Origin of the sequence: Niallia oryzisoli, from assembly GCF_036670025.1 — a bacterium.
GTDB lineage: Bacteria > Bacillota > Bacilli > Bacillales > Cytobacillaceae > Bacillus_BD > Bacillus_BD oryzisoli.
This window is the reverse complement of the sequence record NZ_CP137640.1, coordinates 992,501-1,007,480: the sequence shown is the minus strand read 5'-3', so window position 1 is coordinate 1,007,480 and position 14,980 is coordinate 992,501. Positions and strand designations below refer to the sequence as shown.

The 14,980-nt window shown below is 41.1% G+C and carries 12 protein-coding genes, 14 tRNA genes and 2 rRNA genes (1 of these 28 only partly in view); 3 read left to right on the top strand and 25 right to left on the bottom strand.

Annotated elements, in window-relative coordinates; translation table 11 throughout:
* Window positions 1-19: 19 nt before the first annotated feature.
* On the bottom strand, window positions 20-793 hold the full coding sequence (locus tag R4Z09_RS05100) for a DUF2071 domain-containing protein (protein WP_338451265.1): 774 nt from the start codon (window positions 791-793) through the stop codon (window positions 20-22).
* Between the two features lie 154 nt (window positions 794-947).
* Between R4Z09_RS05100 and R4Z09_RS05095 the strand changes: the two genes are divergently transcribed.
* Together R4Z09_RS05095 and R4Z09_RS05090 are read left to right on the top strand one after the other, a co-directional pair.
* Window positions 948-2,360 (top strand): FMN-binding glutamate synthase family protein, encoded by a 1,413-nt coding sequence (locus tag R4Z09_RS05095; protein ID WP_338451264.1) that lies wholly within the window; start codon window positions 948-950, stop codon window positions 2,358-2,360.
* 75 nt (window positions 2,361-2,435) lie between these two features.
* Complete coding sequence (locus tag R4Z09_RS05090; protein ID WP_338451263.1) at window positions 2,436-3,827, top strand: FMN-binding glutamate synthase family protein; 1,392 nt, start codon at window positions 2,436-2,438, stop codon at window positions 3,825-3,827.
* Between the two features lie 154 nt (window positions 3,828-3,981).
* On the opposite strand, the gene mnhG is transcribed toward R4Z09_RS05090, so the two are convergent.
* From mnhG to R4Z09_RS05055, 7 genes are read right to left on the bottom strand one after another with little or no spacing between them, the layout of a single operon-like run.
* The gene (gene mnhG, locus R4Z09_RS05085) at window positions 3,982-4,398 is read right to left on the bottom strand and encodes a monovalent cation/H(+) antiporter subunit G (protein ID WP_338451262.1); all 417 of its coding nucleotides are present in this window, start codon (window positions 4,396-4,398) and stop codon (window positions 3,982-3,984) included.
* The gene (locus R4Z09_RS05080) at window positions 4,376-4,660 is read right to left on the bottom strand and encodes a Na(+)/H(+) antiporter subunit F1 (RefSeq protein WP_338451261.1); all 285 of its coding nucleotides are present in this window, start codon (window positions 4,658-4,660) and stop codon (window positions 4,376-4,378) included. Before R4Z09_RS05080 ends, mnhG begins: the two co-directional genes overlap by 23 nt.
* Complete coding sequence (locus tag R4Z09_RS05075) at window positions 4,660-5,136, bottom strand: Na+/H+ antiporter subunit E (protein WP_338451260.1); 477 nt, start codon at window positions 5,134-5,136, stop codon at window positions 4,660-4,662. The genes R4Z09_RS05080 and R4Z09_RS05075 overlap by 1 nt, the downstream gene beginning before the upstream one ends.
* A gap of 45 nt (window positions 5,137-5,181) precedes the next feature.
* Window positions 5,182-6,672: a Na+/H+ antiporter subunit D gene (locus R4Z09_RS05070; protein ID WP_338451259.1), complete on the bottom strand. Its 1,491-nt coding sequence runs from the start codon at window positions 6,670-6,672 to the stop codon at window positions 5,182-5,184.
* Window positions 6,665-7,003 carry a Na(+)/H(+) antiporter subunit C gene (locus R4Z09_RS05065; RefSeq protein ID WP_338451258.1) on the bottom strand — a complete coding sequence of 113 codons (339 nt, stop codon included), beginning with the start codon at window positions 7,001-7,003 and terminating at the stop codon, window positions 6,665-6,667. Before R4Z09_RS05065 ends, R4Z09_RS05070 begins: the two co-directional genes overlap by 8 nt.
* A complete protein-coding gene (locus tag R4Z09_RS05060) occupies window positions 7,003-7,428 on the bottom strand; it encodes a Na(+)/H(+) antiporter subunit B (protein WP_338451257.1) in 426 nt (141 codons plus the stop codon). The genes R4Z09_RS05065 and R4Z09_RS05060 overlap by 1 nt, the downstream gene beginning before the upstream one ends.
* A complete protein-coding gene (locus tag R4Z09_RS05055) occupies window positions 7,412-9,832 on the bottom strand; it encodes a Na+/H+ antiporter subunit A (RefSeq protein WP_338451256.1) in 2,421 nt (806 codons plus the stop codon). Before R4Z09_RS05055 ends, R4Z09_RS05060 begins: the two co-directional genes overlap by 17 nt.
* Window positions 9,833-9,981: 149 nt before the next feature.
* On the opposite strand from R4Z09_RS05055, the gene R4Z09_RS05050 reads away from it, so the two are divergent.
* Window positions 9,982-10,674 (top strand): universal stress protein, encoded by a 693-nt coding sequence (locus R4Z09_RS05050; RefSeq protein WP_338451255.1) that lies wholly within the window; start codon window positions 9,982-9,984, stop codon window positions 10,672-10,674.
* 50 nt (window positions 10,675-10,724) lie between these two features.
* Here the strand turns inward: R4Z09_RS05050 and R4Z09_RS05045 are convergent, their stop codons facing one another.
* The 17 genes from R4Z09_RS05045 to R4Z09_RS04965 all read right to left on the bottom strand — a co-directional run.
* The gene (locus tag R4Z09_RS05045) at window positions 10,725-11,288 is read right to left on the bottom strand and encodes a tyrosine-type recombinase/integrase (RefSeq protein WP_338451254.1); all 564 of its coding nucleotides are present in this window, start codon (window positions 11,286-11,288) and stop codon (window positions 10,725-10,727) included.
* Between the two features lie 277 nt (window positions 11,289-11,565).
* Window positions 11,566-11,647: transfer RNA gene (locus R4Z09_RS05040), tRNA-Leu, on the bottom strand.
* Between the two features lie 20 nt (window positions 11,648-11,667).
* Window positions 11,668-11,741: transfer RNA gene (locus tag R4Z09_RS05035), tRNA-Cys, on the bottom strand.
* A gap of 9 nt (window positions 11,742-11,750) precedes the next feature.
* Window positions 11,751-11,825 (bottom strand) — tRNA-Gly (locus R4Z09_RS05030).
* A gap of 3 nt (window positions 11,826-11,828) precedes the next feature.
* Window positions 11,829-11,903, bottom strand: a tRNA-Gln gene (locus tag R4Z09_RS05025).
* Window positions 11,904-11,917: 14 nt separating this feature from the next.
* Window positions 11,918-11,993: transfer RNA gene (locus R4Z09_RS05020), tRNA-His, on the bottom strand.
* 12 nt (window positions 11,994-12,005) lie between these two features.
* A tRNA-Trp gene (locus R4Z09_RS05015) sits at window positions 12,006-12,076 on the bottom strand.
* 36 nt (window positions 12,077-12,112) lie between these two features.
* Window positions 12,113-12,196, bottom strand: a tRNA-Tyr gene (locus R4Z09_RS05010).
* 7 nt (window positions 12,197-12,203) lie between these two features.
* Window positions 12,204-12,279: transfer RNA gene (locus R4Z09_RS05005), tRNA-Phe, on the bottom strand.
* A 25-nt stretch (window positions 12,280-12,304) separates the two neighbouring features.
* A tRNA-Asp gene (locus R4Z09_RS05000) sits at window positions 12,305-12,381 on the bottom strand.
* 2 nt (window positions 12,382-12,383) lie between these two features.
* A tRNA-Met gene (locus R4Z09_RS04995) sits at window positions 12,384-12,457 on the bottom strand.
* A gap of 156 nt (window positions 12,458-12,613) precedes the next feature.
* Window positions 12,614-12,689, bottom strand: a tRNA-Val gene (locus R4Z09_RS04990).
* 41 nt (window positions 12,690-12,730) lie between these two features.
* A tRNA-Glu gene (locus R4Z09_RS04985) sits at window positions 12,731-12,802 on the bottom strand.
* A gap of 10 nt (window positions 12,803-12,812) precedes the next feature.
* Window positions 12,813-12,905 (bottom strand) — tRNA-Ser (locus R4Z09_RS04980).
* Between the two features lie 3 nt (window positions 12,906-12,908).
* A tRNA-Asn gene (locus R4Z09_RS04975) sits at window positions 12,909-12,983 on the bottom strand.
* A gap of 129 nt (window positions 12,984-13,112) precedes the next feature.
* A 5S ribosomal RNA gene (gene rrf, locus R4Z09_RS04970) occupies window positions 13,113-13,229 on the bottom strand.
* A gap of 234 nt (window positions 13,230-13,463) precedes the next feature.
* Window positions 13,464-14,980 (bottom strand): 23S ribosomal RNA (locus R4Z09_RS04965); it runs 1,415 nt beyond the window's last position.

Genomic DNA, 14,980 nt, shown 5'->3' with positions numbered 1-14,980 from the left:
TAGGCACCTTGTACCAGAGTTAACATAAATGGGCCGACGTGCCTGTCCCTCTGACCCGTTTAATGTTCCAAAAAAGTGTATCAACCCCTTTTGAGAAATGATAAAGTGGCTGCAGATTCGTGTTATCTATCTTAAAAGGTGTATAAAGGGTATTCCTATTTATCTCGGCTCTTACATTTTGAATAGGCCATGGTTGATGGTGAATTTCTCCGCAAAAAATATTACCCTTATTATTGGAGCTAAAAAGGCAATATCGCTCTGTTAGCCAATGATCCAGCATTCCTTCCTTTGGAACATATACTTCCGATATCGGCGTATATTTTATTTGAATGGAAATAGGCGAATTTGCCGCAGTGCTTTTACGAGCACTTTCAAAATAAAAAGTTTCTCCTTCTTGTTGATACGAAATGTTTGCCCGTTGATATGGCAAACGATACCAACGCTTTGCTATCGTATAGGAAGCCCAATCATTAACATCAAGAGATAGAAAAAAAACACCCGGTTTTCCATTAAATTGGACATATGTCCTCACATTAATTTCTGAAAATGCCGGGGTCAATGATAGAGATGACCATCCACGAGGATAAATTCCCTTCATCATGAATGCAACCACGCCCAGCCAAGCAGTTCCATTATAGGTGTCAATTTCTAAACAAGAAGGTATATAAGGTCGCAGGCGGTCTGATGAAACTGGATAATGGACAAATAATACATTTCTCCAGCTTTGACGCATAATCCAATTCTTTGAAGCTAACGGCCAAGGTCGATGCTCGATATCTCTCAATATTTCCATCACATGTATCCTTTCTTTCACAAACAGCTGTCATAAACTATATATTCAGACCTCAGGACTTCCCCAATAAATTTACCTTGCAAACATAATTTACTACTATATGGAAATAATAAGTATTCCAAATAATAATTTAATCATAATAGTGGAGAAGGATATGTCGAACATATTTTACTATCTAGTTTTTACAATAATTTCCATATTATTTATCCTTTTTTTATCCCTGCTTATAGGTTGGCGTTGGATAATCAAACGAATGGTGAAGCAAATGGGAAAAATTATTTTAACGGACAGTTATCAAGAAAATATTATGGAGTTAATGCCGGGACTTCGGCATATGGGCATTCAAAATATGCTTGAAAATAGTTTACGTGCTGAAACGGGCGACGTTCTTCACCGCCCGCTTGGTTCTTCAAAAAAATGGCCTCATTTAGACCCCATTACATTTATCCCTGCTCAGACAACTCCTTTTCCAATTAATGGAGATGAAGAAGTAGATGTGACGGTCACAATCGGGCCAAAAGCAAAAAAACCAATGGAAATTAAAATTCCGCTTATGATCAGCGGGATGGCTTATGGGATTGCACTTAGTGAAGAAGTGAGATTATCTTTGGCAGAAGCAGCAAAAAAAGCGGGTACTGCTATTAATTCAGGCGAAGGGGGGATATTGCAAGAAGAATTAGATGCTGCGGGAAAATATATTTTACAGTTTTCTAAAACGGAATGGTCAAAAGAAGAAGAAAAAATTAAGCGTGCTGACATGATTGAAATTAAGTTTGGACAAGGAGCATTATTCGGAACGGGTGGCAGAATCTCACCCGAAAATTTAACAGGGCGGGCTCGTGAAGTGATGGGACTTCAGGAAAACGAAGAGGCCGTCATTTTTGATAATTTCTTTGAAAATCAAACATTACAAGATATGAAGGAACTTGTTGAGGAACTTCGCAGGCTGACAGGCGGTGTTCCTATTGGCGTGAAAATGGGGACGGGTGGAAAAATTGAAGAAGATCTTGACCATTTAATTGAACTAGGCGTTGATTATATCGCTATTGATGGCGGTCAAGCAAGCACGCTTGGTGCACCACCCATTTTATCTGATGATATGGGGATACCAACATTGCACGCAGTTGTTAGGGCTGTTCATCATTTAGAAAAAAGGAAAATGAAGGGGCAAATTAGTTTAATAGTGTCAGGCGGGCTTCTTGTTCCTGGGCATTTTCTAAAAATACTTGCACTCGGAGCTGATGCCGTATATTTAGGCTCCGCCATTTTATTTACTGTTGCACATACTCAATCCCTTAACGCTCTTCCTTTTGAACCGCCTACGCAAGCGGTTTGGAATCAAGGGAAATACAAAGATCAATTTAAAATCGAAGACGGTGTAAAATCAGCTGAGAAATTTTTAATATCAAGTACCGAAGAGATGAAAATGGCCTTAAGGGCAATGGGAAAACGTTCATTAAAAGAGTTGTCAAAAAAAGATTTAGTATCATACGACGAATTGACCGCTAAAATGATTGGAATACCTTTTACATTTGAAGCTTGGGAAAGCACAGAAAAAGAATGCTGAATGGCAGCTGTTTAATGAATACTTCCTTGCAAATTGAGATGATGAATCAAATTTACTAATGGTGGAGAAGATAATATGCCGAATATATTAACTTATATACTATTTGCGATGATAACCATTTTATTTGTTTTTGTATTATTCCTTCTTATAGGCTGGCGTTGGACGATCAAACAAATAGTAAAGAAAACCGGAAAAATTATTTTAACAGACAGCTATCAAGAAAATATTATGGAGCTGCTGCCAGGTCTTAGACATATGGGAATTCAAAATGTACTTGAAAATAGCTTGCGTGCTGAATTAGGCACCGTCCTTCACCGTCCGCTTACTGGCTCTTCAAAAAAATGGCCGCATTTGGATCCGATTACCTTTATTCCTACACAGGTTTCACCCTTTCCGGTAAATGGTGAAGAGGAAGTAGACATGATGGTCACAATTGGCCCAAAAGCTAAAAAACCGATGAAAATTGATATTCCCTTGATCATCAGCGGGATGGGCTACGGAATCGGAATTAGTGAACAAGCAAGGCTTGCTTTAACAACAGCTGCAAAAAATGCTGGCACTGCCATTAATTCTGGAGAAGGCGGAGTTTTGCCTGAGGAATTAGACGCAGCAGGAAAATATATTTTACAGTTTGGCAAAACATCATGGGCAAAGGAAGAGGATATCATTAAGCGTGCCGACATGATTGAAATCAAGCTAGGGCAAGGTGCACTAGTTGGCATGGGCAAAACGATTTTACCCGAGGATTTAACAGGGCGAGCCCGCGAAGTGATGGGGCTTGAGGAAAATGAAAAGGCCGTAATTGGTGAACTCTTTTTTGAGAATCAAACATTACAGGATCTGAAAGACCTTGTGGAGGAACTCCGAAGTATGTCAGGTGGTGTTCCCATTGGAGCAAAAATTGGAATGGGAGGAAAGATTGAAGAGGATATCGACCATTTAATTGAAATGGGCGTAGACTTTATTGCTATTGACGGTGGACAAGCAGCCATGAAAGAGGCCCCGCCAATTTTATGCGATGACTTTGGAATCCCAACATTACACGGGTTAGTTAGAGCTGTTAATCATTTAACTAAAAGAAATATGAAAGATAAAATTAGTTTAATCGTGTCAGGCGGACTTTTAGTGCCCGGACATTTCTTAAAAGTGCTTGCACTCGGAGCTGATGCAGTGTATGTAGGCTCAGCCATGTTATTCACTCTCTCACATACTCAATCCTTGAAAGCTCTTCCATTTGAACCTCCCACACAAGCGGTTTGGTATAACGGGAAATTCAAAGATCAATTTAAAATTGAAGATGGAGTAAAATCAGCAGAGAAGTTTCTAACGGCAAGTATAGAAGAAATGAAAATGTCCTTAAGGGCAATGGGAAAACACTCTTTAAAAGAGTTAACAAAAAACGATTTAGTATCCTACGATGAGCCAACCGCTAAAATGATAGGTATTCCATTTACATTTCAATCATGATGGAAGCATAAGGTTCTCATGCTTCCTTTATTAATCAATGAATTAGAAAAAAGTGCCTGGCACCTTCCAGAATTTCTGGCTAGTGCCTGGCACTTTTAATATTCAAATTCAAAACAAATAAGGAAGAATCTTTGAGACGGTCCTTGTATTTCAATTATGAATTATCAATTCCTGGATGTTGACTGGCACCCAATGCCCCACTATCGGGACGGGAGGCCTGTCCCTCCGAACCAATTACTTCCTTCAGGTCATCCTTTACGCTTACCTTAGCAAGAGGAACATTGGAACGGTAGGCAGCCCGGACAATAACATGTGCAGCCACAGGTGCAGTGAGAAATACAAAGAAAATACCTAGAAATAAACGAATACTAAAAAATCCTTCTAGCACGAAAAAAAGGAAGGTTCCAACAAGTGTAAAAAGTACGCCCATTGTGGATCCTTTTGAAAGTGCATGTGAGCGGGTATAAATATCCGGGAGACGAATTAATCCAACTGCGCTTAAAAAGCTAAAGATTGTCCCAATCAATATAAACAAAACGGCGATATATTCACTCTGAGTGATTACGCTCAATGACCACACCCCTTTCAAGATATCTCGCAAAAGCAATCGTTCCGATAAAGGATAGAATACCAATTAATAAAATCACTTCAAAAAATCCAGTATTTCTTAACAAAACAGAAAAAATAGCCACACCGGAAATGAGATTAATCCCTAAAGCATCCAGTGCCTGAATCCTATCAGGAGCAGTAGGCCCCTTGACTAACCGATAAATAGTAGCCATAACAGCAAAACTAAGAAAACCAAGTGAGCAAATTAATATCCCTTGTATCATTAACGTGTCACCTTCTTTATAGCCTTTTCAAACTTTTTTGTAGATGCAAGAACCGCATCACTCGATTCTGGGATATCCATTGCATGGATATAATATCTATTGCTGTCTTGGGAAACTTCAACCACTACAGACCCAGGGGTTAAGGTCAGCAGTAATGCAAGTAATGTAACCTCCAGGTCCCCTTCTAATTCAGTTTCCAAAGTAAATATCCCTGGAGTAACATTGATTCTCGGCCGAAGTATCTGTCGAATCACTAAAATACTTGATGTAAACAACTCATAAATAAATACGAGGAAAAGTTGTACGATCGCAAGCAATGTGACCAAGTAGAATTTAGTGGGAAGATATTTACGTAAGATAAAAAGCACCAATAAACCAAATAAATAACCACTAAAGAAGGTGAGGACACTCCAATCATCCTGAAGAAACATCCAAATTACACCAATCAGTAAATTTACTAATACCTGCATGGGCATTGCTATCACCCCTTTCCATATATATATAAATATTAACCATTTAATCTATTGCCCCTGGTTACTATCCATGACTGCTTTAATATAGAAGCTTGGATCCATTAAGCCTTCTACTGCAATAGTAACGTAATCATGAATTCCTTCAGCACCTAATCCGAGCGCAATCGTTAACATGGTAAGGGCTCCCAGTGGCAGCATTAACCCCTTAGTAGTCCCTTTCTCATCTTCCTTAGTTAATTCAGTATTACCCCAAAATCCTTTCATAAAGATTTTCATGATTGAATACAGAACCATAAGGCTCGTTATCAGTCCAATTCCGCCCAACCAAAAGTAGCCTGCCTCAAAAGTCCCCTGTGTTATGAAAATTTTCCCTAGAAAACCGCTTAACGGTGGAATGCCTGAAAGGGATAATGCCGCTATAAAAAACATCCATCCCAATCCAGGATGTAATTGGATAAGACCGCTTATTTCTCTAAGCTTGCTTGTTCCAGTAAGGTGGATAATTGTTCCTCCTAAAAGGAAAATCAGCGCCTTTACAATCATATCGTGAATCAAATAGTATAGGGATCCCGTCATTCCTTCCGTTGTATACGATGCAGCACCAGCTAAAATAAATCCGACACCTACAATTACGTTATAAGTCAAAATTCGTTTAATATCCCAAAAAGCAACGGCTCCTATGGCTCCTAATATCATCGTTATCGCAGCCAAAATCCCTATAAATAAGTGCGTCACTTGCGGCTCATGATAAAAAACAAGGGTGAAAACTCTAATAATCGCATAAATCCCTACCTTTGTTAACAATGCTGCAAAAATTGCGGAAATCGCAGTTGGAGGAGCACTGTAGGAACCTGGCAGCCAAAAGAATAGAAAAAGGCTAGCTTTTAAACTAAAAACAATTAAAAAGAGAATAGCAACTGTGGTCATAAGCCCTGCTTGTCCCACTTCAGCTACACGAATCGAGAGGTGAGCAAAATTCAAGGTACCTGTCATTGCATATAGGAATGCTACAGCAACAAGAAATAGAAAGGAAGAGATTATATTAATCAATATATATTTAATTGATTCCCTAAGTTGAATTCCCGTACCTCCTAATGAAATCAACACATAAGATGAAACCAACATGACTTCGAAGCAAACAAATAAATTAAAAATATCACCAGTAATAAACGAGCCATTAACCCCTGTAATGAGAAACAAAAATAGCGGGTAAAAGTAGTTCAATTCTCTCTCTCTTCCAATCGAGTGAAAGGCATACAACAAACAACAGAGTGAAACAATACTCGTTGTCAGGATTAGCAGTGCCGAAAGCATATCAGCGACCATACTTACCCCAAAGGGCGCTTCCCAGCCGCCTAAATGAAGTGTTTGTATTCCTGATGTTTCAATTTGAATCATTAATAAAAGCGCTGAAAGGCCGATAGCAATGATCGAAAAAACACTTAAAAATCTGTGTAATTTAATCCTTTTCCGAAAAATCACCATAATCATACCGGTTAGAATCGGGATAATTATGGGTAGAATAACCAAATTATTCATTCTCAACACCCCTCATTTGCTCGGTATCATCCGTGCCCAATACTTTATAAGCACGATAACTCAGCACTAAAAAAAGAGCTGTTGTGGCAAAATTTATTACGATGGCTGTTAATAAAAGGGCTTGAGGCAAAGAATCAGCATAGGTTAAATTCTTTATGCCAAGAAGAGGCGGACCTCCCTTTTTTAACCCCCCCATCGTGATAATCAGTAAATTGACGCCATGACCAAGGATCGATGTTCCCAAAATGATTCTTAGCAGGGTTTTCGTCAAAATCAAATAAATTCCAATTGTAAATAATATACCAACAAGGACAGACATTAACGTTTCCATTATCGATCATCACCTATACTCATAATTATCGTGACCGAGGTGCCAATGACCGCCAACGCTACCCCGACATCAAAAATTACCGCAGTTGCAAGTTCTGTCTTTCCAAAGACAGGAAGATTAAAATACCCATATGTCTGTGATAAAAACGGGAAATCAAATAGCATTGCACCGACTCCTGTTAGAACAGCAATCAAAACACCTACAGCAGCCACCACTTTAAAATCGACCGGGATATTTTTTCGAACCGTTTCAATATCAAACGTTAAAAACAGAAGGATTAAAGCTGATGCAAAGGCTAAACCGCCAATAAATCCACCGCCGGGATAATGATGTCCTGAGACAAAAAGATTAATAGCAAACGTAAATATAATCACGACAGCAACCTTTGTTACACTTCGTATGATTACATCATTTGGCTTCTTCATTTTCATCCCTCCTTTGCGGTCTAAGCTTGATTAATGTATATACCCCAATACCAGCAATACTTAATACAAGAATCTCGAGCATCGTATCAAACCCGCGGAAATCAACGAGAATTGAGTTTACAATATTTTTTGCTCCTGCCAATTCATAAGAATTCTCGTAATACCAAGAGATTGATTCAAATAAACGATTTCCATTCGCAGATAATGCTACGATTGTTACAATTACACCAACTCCAATCGAGATGACTGCATTAACCGCTTTAAACGGTATTCGGCTGATCTCCTTTTTCAACTCAGGCAAGTGATAGAAGCAAAGTAAAAATAAAACTGTTGTCACCGTCTCAACTACTAATTGGGTTAATGCCAAATCAGGTGCTCTAAATAGTACAAAGAAAAAGGATACGAGGAAGCCTAAGGCCCCAACAGCAACTATGGCAGTCAGCCTCTTTTTTGAAAACAGAACGGCTAAAGCGGTAATCACCATCGAAGTCATTAATATTGCTTCAAAAATATTAACGGGTGCATCCTTTGATGGATCAAAGGAGTAACCATTGAACAACCACATGGCCCCCCCAACAACAAGGATGATAAACAAAAAGATATATACTAAATAGTCGCGGATAAAACCTGTCATATATCTCACGGTTATATACTTCGATACACTTTCCATTTTCTCTAAACCGAGATTGTAGATATTATTTAACGAGATACTGTCAGGGAATATATGATAGATCGGATACCATTTTTTCAAATAAATATACAGCAATGTACCCAATCCGATGACTCCCAACGTCATAAACAGCTCAGTATTGAAACCATGCCAAGCACTTATTTTTATATTCAATTCACCTGTTTCAGCGATTGTCGGCAGCACTGCATGCCAAGCGGGCTTTAATAAATAGTCTGAAAGGACATTCGGAAAAAAGAAAAAGATAATAACAAGAGATCCAAGAACAAGTGGAGAAATTAACATCCCAATTGGAGCTTCATGTACGTCCCTTCCCATTTTCTCAAGCTTATTCTTCCCCCTAAAGGTTTTAAAAACAAGAATCATGCTGTAAACAAAAGTAAACACACTAGCAATCCATGCAATGATTGGGATAGCTAGACCAATGACATCCACGTTAAACACAGACATATTTGATGCATGTAGAACAGCTGTAAAAAACATCTCCTTACTTAAAAATCCATTAAATGGTGGAAGTCCCGCCATCGCAAAACTTCCAATCACGGTTAGAGTAAAGGAAACGGGCATAAGATGCATTAAGCCGCCCAGCCTGCGAATATCCCTTGTACCTGTCTCGTGGTCAATAATGCCAACAACCATAAATAGGGAGCCTTTAAATGTAGAATGATTAACTAAGTGGAAAATAGCCGCGAATATGGCCACAGCATATACAGAGGAATCATTACCATCCCCAAAATATAAAGAAGCAGAACCTAAACCTAAGAGACTCATAATTAATCCTAATTGGCTAATGGTTGAATAGGCCAATAATGCTTTTAGATCTGTTTGCCGAACGGCATTCACCGAGCCATATAATAAAGTGATGATTCCTACACCTGATACAAGCCAGAACCATTCTGGAGACCCTCCGAAAATAGGAGTCAGACGGCCAACTAAATAAATACCTGCTTTAACCATTGTTGCTGAATGCAAATAAGCACTTATCGGTGTAGGTGCCTCCATGGCATCCGGTAACCAGATACTAAATGGAAATTGTGCTGACTTTGTAAACGCCCCGATTAAGATTAAAATCATTGCTGGTATAAACAACGAATGCGAAGGAATATCCGCTGCTTTGCTAATCATTTCTCTAATACTATACGTATCCGTAATGCTAGAAAGCATAATGAAACCAGCCAGCATTGCCAGCCCTCCAAAAATCGTAATTAGCATTGATTTTTGTGCACCATAACGTGATGTTTCACGTTCATACCAGTAGGCAATTAATAAGAAAGACGATACACTGGTTGTTTCCCAAAAAACGTATAAAACAATAATGTTATCGGAAAATACCAGGCCTAGCATAGCTCCCATAAATAACAATAAATACACGTAGAAATTATTTAATGCCTCACGATGCTTGGACATATAGTAAATGGAATAGAGAATAACGAGTGCACCAATTCCCGAGATTAATAGCCCGAATATCAAGCTTAGCCCATCCAGATATGTCGTGAAGTTAATATTGACAGACGGAATCCATGGAACAGCTGCTGTAAAAGTATTTCCTTCTGAAACTTTGGGAATAAATGATAATAAATAGACAAATATCACCAACGGAATAAATAGGACAAACCATCCTGTATGAATACGCGGTGACAATCTCTTATAGATGAATGGTACGGCTATGGCAAATAAAAATGGTATTAAAATCATGACGTGTAACCAAAATGACATCATATCCCTCCCTGTGGATTGTTAATTGATAATTTATAGAAATACTTAAATGATTGACTGAAGTTGTGGCATGGGTTATAGTCATACATAGTTTATACAAAAGGAATAAAATCGGGTTAATGTCATCCGATTCTGAGGTGAACAAAAAAATGATTAAAAAGAAAGAACGCATGGACGAAAGTATCCTTGTCTGTGTATATTATGGTCCAAATGGTGAACGTCTCATTCAACGGGGCTGTAAAATTGCCAATATGCTTAATTGTCCTCTATACATCCTCACTGTAGACCCTAAACCATTTGATGAGCTGGATGCTGAAAAATCAAACTATATTGCAAGGTGGAAACAATTGGCCGCCCAACATAGTGCTGATGCATTTATTATTAAGGATAATGAACAAAGGCCTATATCAAAAGTGATAGCAGAGGTTGCCCGGGAAAAAAATATTACCCAAATCATTCTCGGCCAAACTGCTCAAAGTAGATGGGAACAAATAGCAAAAGGATCTATTATTAACTCTTTACTACGTGAAATTCCATTTGTTGACCTTCACATCATTTCCGTTGCTCGTTATTTAAAGAACCCTGATAGAAATTATGAAAAAGGTGTACGTGCTTATCTTGTTAAGGAGAACGAGCATTACCGCTTAATTTTTAATTATACAAAGGATGTAGAATATGAAGGAATTTTCTTTAAAGAATTCGGAACTGACTTTAATAACGGCATTTTCAAGCTAATGTCAGATAAAAAAACATTACAAGTTCAGGTACATGAGAACATTGTAAAAGACTTAACTAATGTTGAAATGGATACAAACTTTAATGTTGATGAAGATTTCTTATAAGACGGCCTCCACCTATTGTGGGGGTCTTTTTGTAGTCCGTCCTAAATCATTTATAAGTTAACATCTATCTTAATATGCAGCTTTTCGTTTTTATCTACTCCGATATATCGTAATGTTTCAGAAGGTGTATGATGATGATAAATCCCCATGATAATTGAAATGGCAATTCCTTTTCGATAAGCATGATAGCCAAATGTTTTTCTAAGTGTATGCGTACCAATTTTACCTGGAATTCCAACCTCTTTTGCGGCCTTATTAATAATACGGTATGCTTGCTGACGTGTAATCGGCAGATTATTTTTTTTTGACTTAAACAAATAATCACTTTCAAGAAAATCATAACTATTTAAGTAATCTTCAAGTGCATGTTGAACGTTTTTATTTAAATAGTAAGCTTTTGTTTCGTCGCTGTTCATTTCCTTTAGATATAAAAACTCCTTAATCCCCTTTTCATCCCATATATCCTCTACCTTTAGGGAAAGTAAATCACTTATTCTTATTCCTGTATTAATGCCAAGAACAAAAAGCGATAAATCTCTTTTTGAATGTTTTTTTAATATATCTTTTATTGCATTAATACTTTCAACGTCTCTTATGGGCTCAACATACTCCATAGGATGACCTCCTATATATACACGTCTCACATTTAATAGGTTACATAATTAACAATAACATAATACTAAGTAACATTACAAATGATAAAACTTCTCATATTGAGAAACGCAAGAACGGATCTCTTGGGCTGTTTGAACAAGGGACTATAGTATAAGTGATAAAATGAATTCAAATACCACTTTTTTTAGTTTTTACGACAAAACAAAAAAACACTCATAGATGTTGATATATCAACATCTATGAGTGTTTTTTGAATAAACTCGTTCATTATTAAGATACCGGTGGTCGGGGTCGAACCGACACTCCAGAAGGAACACGATTTTGAGTCGTGCGCGTCTGCCAATTCCGCCACACCGGCTTAACACTAATAAATAAAAATGGAGGCGGCAACCGGATTCGAACCGGTGGTAAAGGTTTTGCAGACCTCTGCCTTACCACTTGGCTATGCCGCCGAAAGTATATGGAGCGGAAGACGGGATTCGAACCCGCGACCCCCACCTTGGCAAGGTGGTGTTCTACCACTGAACTACTTCCGCGAATGGCTGGGCTAGCTGGATTCGAACCAACGAATGACGGAGTCAAAGTCCGTTGCCTTACCGCTTGGCTATAGCCCAATAATAGTAACTAATGGGGCGGCTGATGGGAATCGAACCCACGAATGTCGGAACCACAATCCGATGCGTTAACCACTTCGCCACAGCCGCCATTGTGATTAACAGGGGTAGTAGGAATCGAACCCACACCAAAGGTTTTGGAGACCTTCGTTCTACCTTTAAACTATACCCCTAAATGGATAGTTATTTTCACTAACGTGAAAAAACTTTGGTGGAGGGGGACGGATTCGAACCGCCGAACCCAAGGGAGCGGATTTACAGTCCGCCGCGTTTAGCCACTTCGCTACCCCTCCATATGAATGGTGGCTCAGGACGGAATCGAACCGCCGACACATGGATTTTCAGTCCATTGCTCTACCGACTGAGCTACTGAGCCACTATAAAATATATTAAAAAACAAATGGCGGTCCGGACGGGACTCGAACCCGCGACCTCCTGCGTGACAGGCAGGCATTCTAACCAGCTGAACTACCGGACCAATTGCGGGGACAGGATTTGAACCTGCGACCTTCGGGTTATGAGCCCGACGAGCTACCGGACTGCTCCACCCCGCGATAATAGAAAGTATAAAATTTTCGCCATGCTCAGTGTGAGCAAAGACTGTCCCGATCTCAGGAAGCTTATTCAAGCAGCAGCTCGATCGGTACAACTCGCAGTTTATTCGATGAAGTAACGCTTCGTTGCTCCACCCCGCGATAATAGAAAATATATGGTGGAGGATGACGGGCTCGAACCGCCGACCCTCTGCTTGTAAGGCAGATGCTCTCCCAGCTGAGCTAATCCTCCACAAAAAAGGAAAGTTATTTCACGGTCGTGAAAAACTTTAGTGACCCCTACGGGATTCGAACCCGTGTTACCGCCGTGAAAGGGCGGTGTCTTAACCGCTTGACCAAGGGGCCAACATAATAATGGCGGAGAGCAAGGGATTTGAACCCTTGAGACAGGTTTTGCCCGCCTACACGATTTCCAATCGTGCTCCTTCGGCCACTCGGACAGCTCTCCTTATGGCTCCGCAGGTAGGATTCGAACCTACGACCGATCGGTTAACAGCCGATAGCTCTACCACTGAGCTACTGCGGAATAGTAAGTATTATTCCCTCACTATTGCTAGTGGTCTTGTGCGCTAAAAGCCTTTGGCTTTTATTGCAGATCGCGCCTCTTCGAGGCATGCGATCGCTCTACCACTGAGCTACTGCGGAATAACATTACGCTTGGCGGCGTCCTACTCTCACAGGGGCGCTTGCCCCAACTACCATCGGCGCTGAGAAGCTTAACTTCCGTGTTCGGGATGGGAACGGGTGTGACCTTCTCGCGATTGCCACCAAACTCTAAGACATATATTATTATAATGTCTTTATAAAAATTTTCAAGGGATTTCATAAAAATTATTCCCTCAAAACTAGATAATGCTGAAGAAAAGGCTGAGTATCAATGTTCTGTCCAGCTTCGGCGCCTAGGAGCTCGAGTCTTAAGCCGTGCCGTCAAGAAGGTTAAAGAACAACCTTCTCGCCGCCCCGTCTTAAGCTTGTCGCTCCTGGGCAAGGCGCCTCCGCATTTCGATTGGTTAAGTCCTCGACCGATTAGTATTTGTCAGCTCCACGTGTCACCACGCTTCCACCCCAAACCTATCAACCTGATCATCTTTCAGGGGTCTTACCAGCTTGACGCTATGGGAAATCTCATCTCGAGGGGGCTTCATGCTTAGATGCTTTCAGCACTTATCCCTTCCGCACATAGCTACCCAGCGATGCTCTTGGCAGAACAACTGGTACACCAGCGGTGCGTCCATCCCGGTCCTCTCGTACTAAGGACAGCTCCTCTCAAATTTCCTACGCCCACGACGGATAGGGACCGAACTGTCTCACGACGTTCTGAACCCAGCTCGCGTACCGCTTTAATGGGCGAACAGCCCAACCCTTGGGACCGACTACAGCCCCAGGATGCGATGAGCCGACATCGAGGTGCCAAACCTCCCCGTCGATGTGGACTCTTGGGGGAGATAAGCCTGTTATCCCCGGGGTAGCTTTTATCCGTTGAGCGATGGCCCTTCCATGCGGAACCACCGGATCACTAAGCCCGACTTTCGTCCCTGCTCGACTTGTAGGTCTCGCAGTCAAGCTCCCTTGTGCCTTTACACTCTACGAATGATTTCCAACCATTCTGAGGGAACCTTTGGGCGCCTCCGTTACTCTTTAGGAGGCGACCGCCCCAGTCAAACTGCCCACCTGACACTGTCTCCCACCCCGATCAGGGGTGCGGGTTAGAATGTCAATACAGCCAGGGTAGTATCCCACCGACGCCTCCACCGAAGCTGGCGCTCCGGCTTCTCAGGCTCCTACCTATCCTGTACAAGCTGTACCAAAATTCAATATCAGGCTACAGTAAAGCTCCACGGGGTCTTTCCGTCCTGTCGCGGGTAACCTGCATCTTCACAGGTACTATAATTTCACCGAGTCTCTCGTTGAGACAGTGCCCAGATCGTTACGCCTTTCGTGCGGGTCGGAACTTACCCGACAAGGAATTTCGCTACCTTAGGACCGTTATAGTTACGGCCGCCGTTTACTGGGGCTTCAATTCAAAGCTTCGCTTGCGCTAACCTCTCCTCTTAACCTTCCAGCACCGGGCAGGCGTCAGCCCCTATACTTCGCCTTGCGGCTTCGCAGAGACCTGTGTTTTTGCTAAACAGTCGCCTGGGCCTATTCACTGCGGCTTTTCAGGGCTATTCACCCTAAAAAGCACCCCTTCTCCCGAAGTTACGGGGTCATTTTGCCGAGTTCCTTAACGAGAGTTCTCTCGCTCACCTTAGGATTCTCTCCTCGCCTACCTGTGTCGGTTTGCGGTACGGGCACCTAATCCTCACTAGAGGCTTTTCTTGGCAGTGTGGAATCAGGAACTTCGGTACTATATTTCCCTCGCCATCACAGCTCAGCCTTCACGCCAACGGGATTTTCCTCGCTGGCAGCCTAACTGCTTGGACGCGCTAATCCAGCAGCGCGCTTACCCTATCCTCCTGCGTCCCCCCATCGTTCAAACGGATTTTGGTGGTACAGGAATATCAACCTGTTGTCCATCGCCTA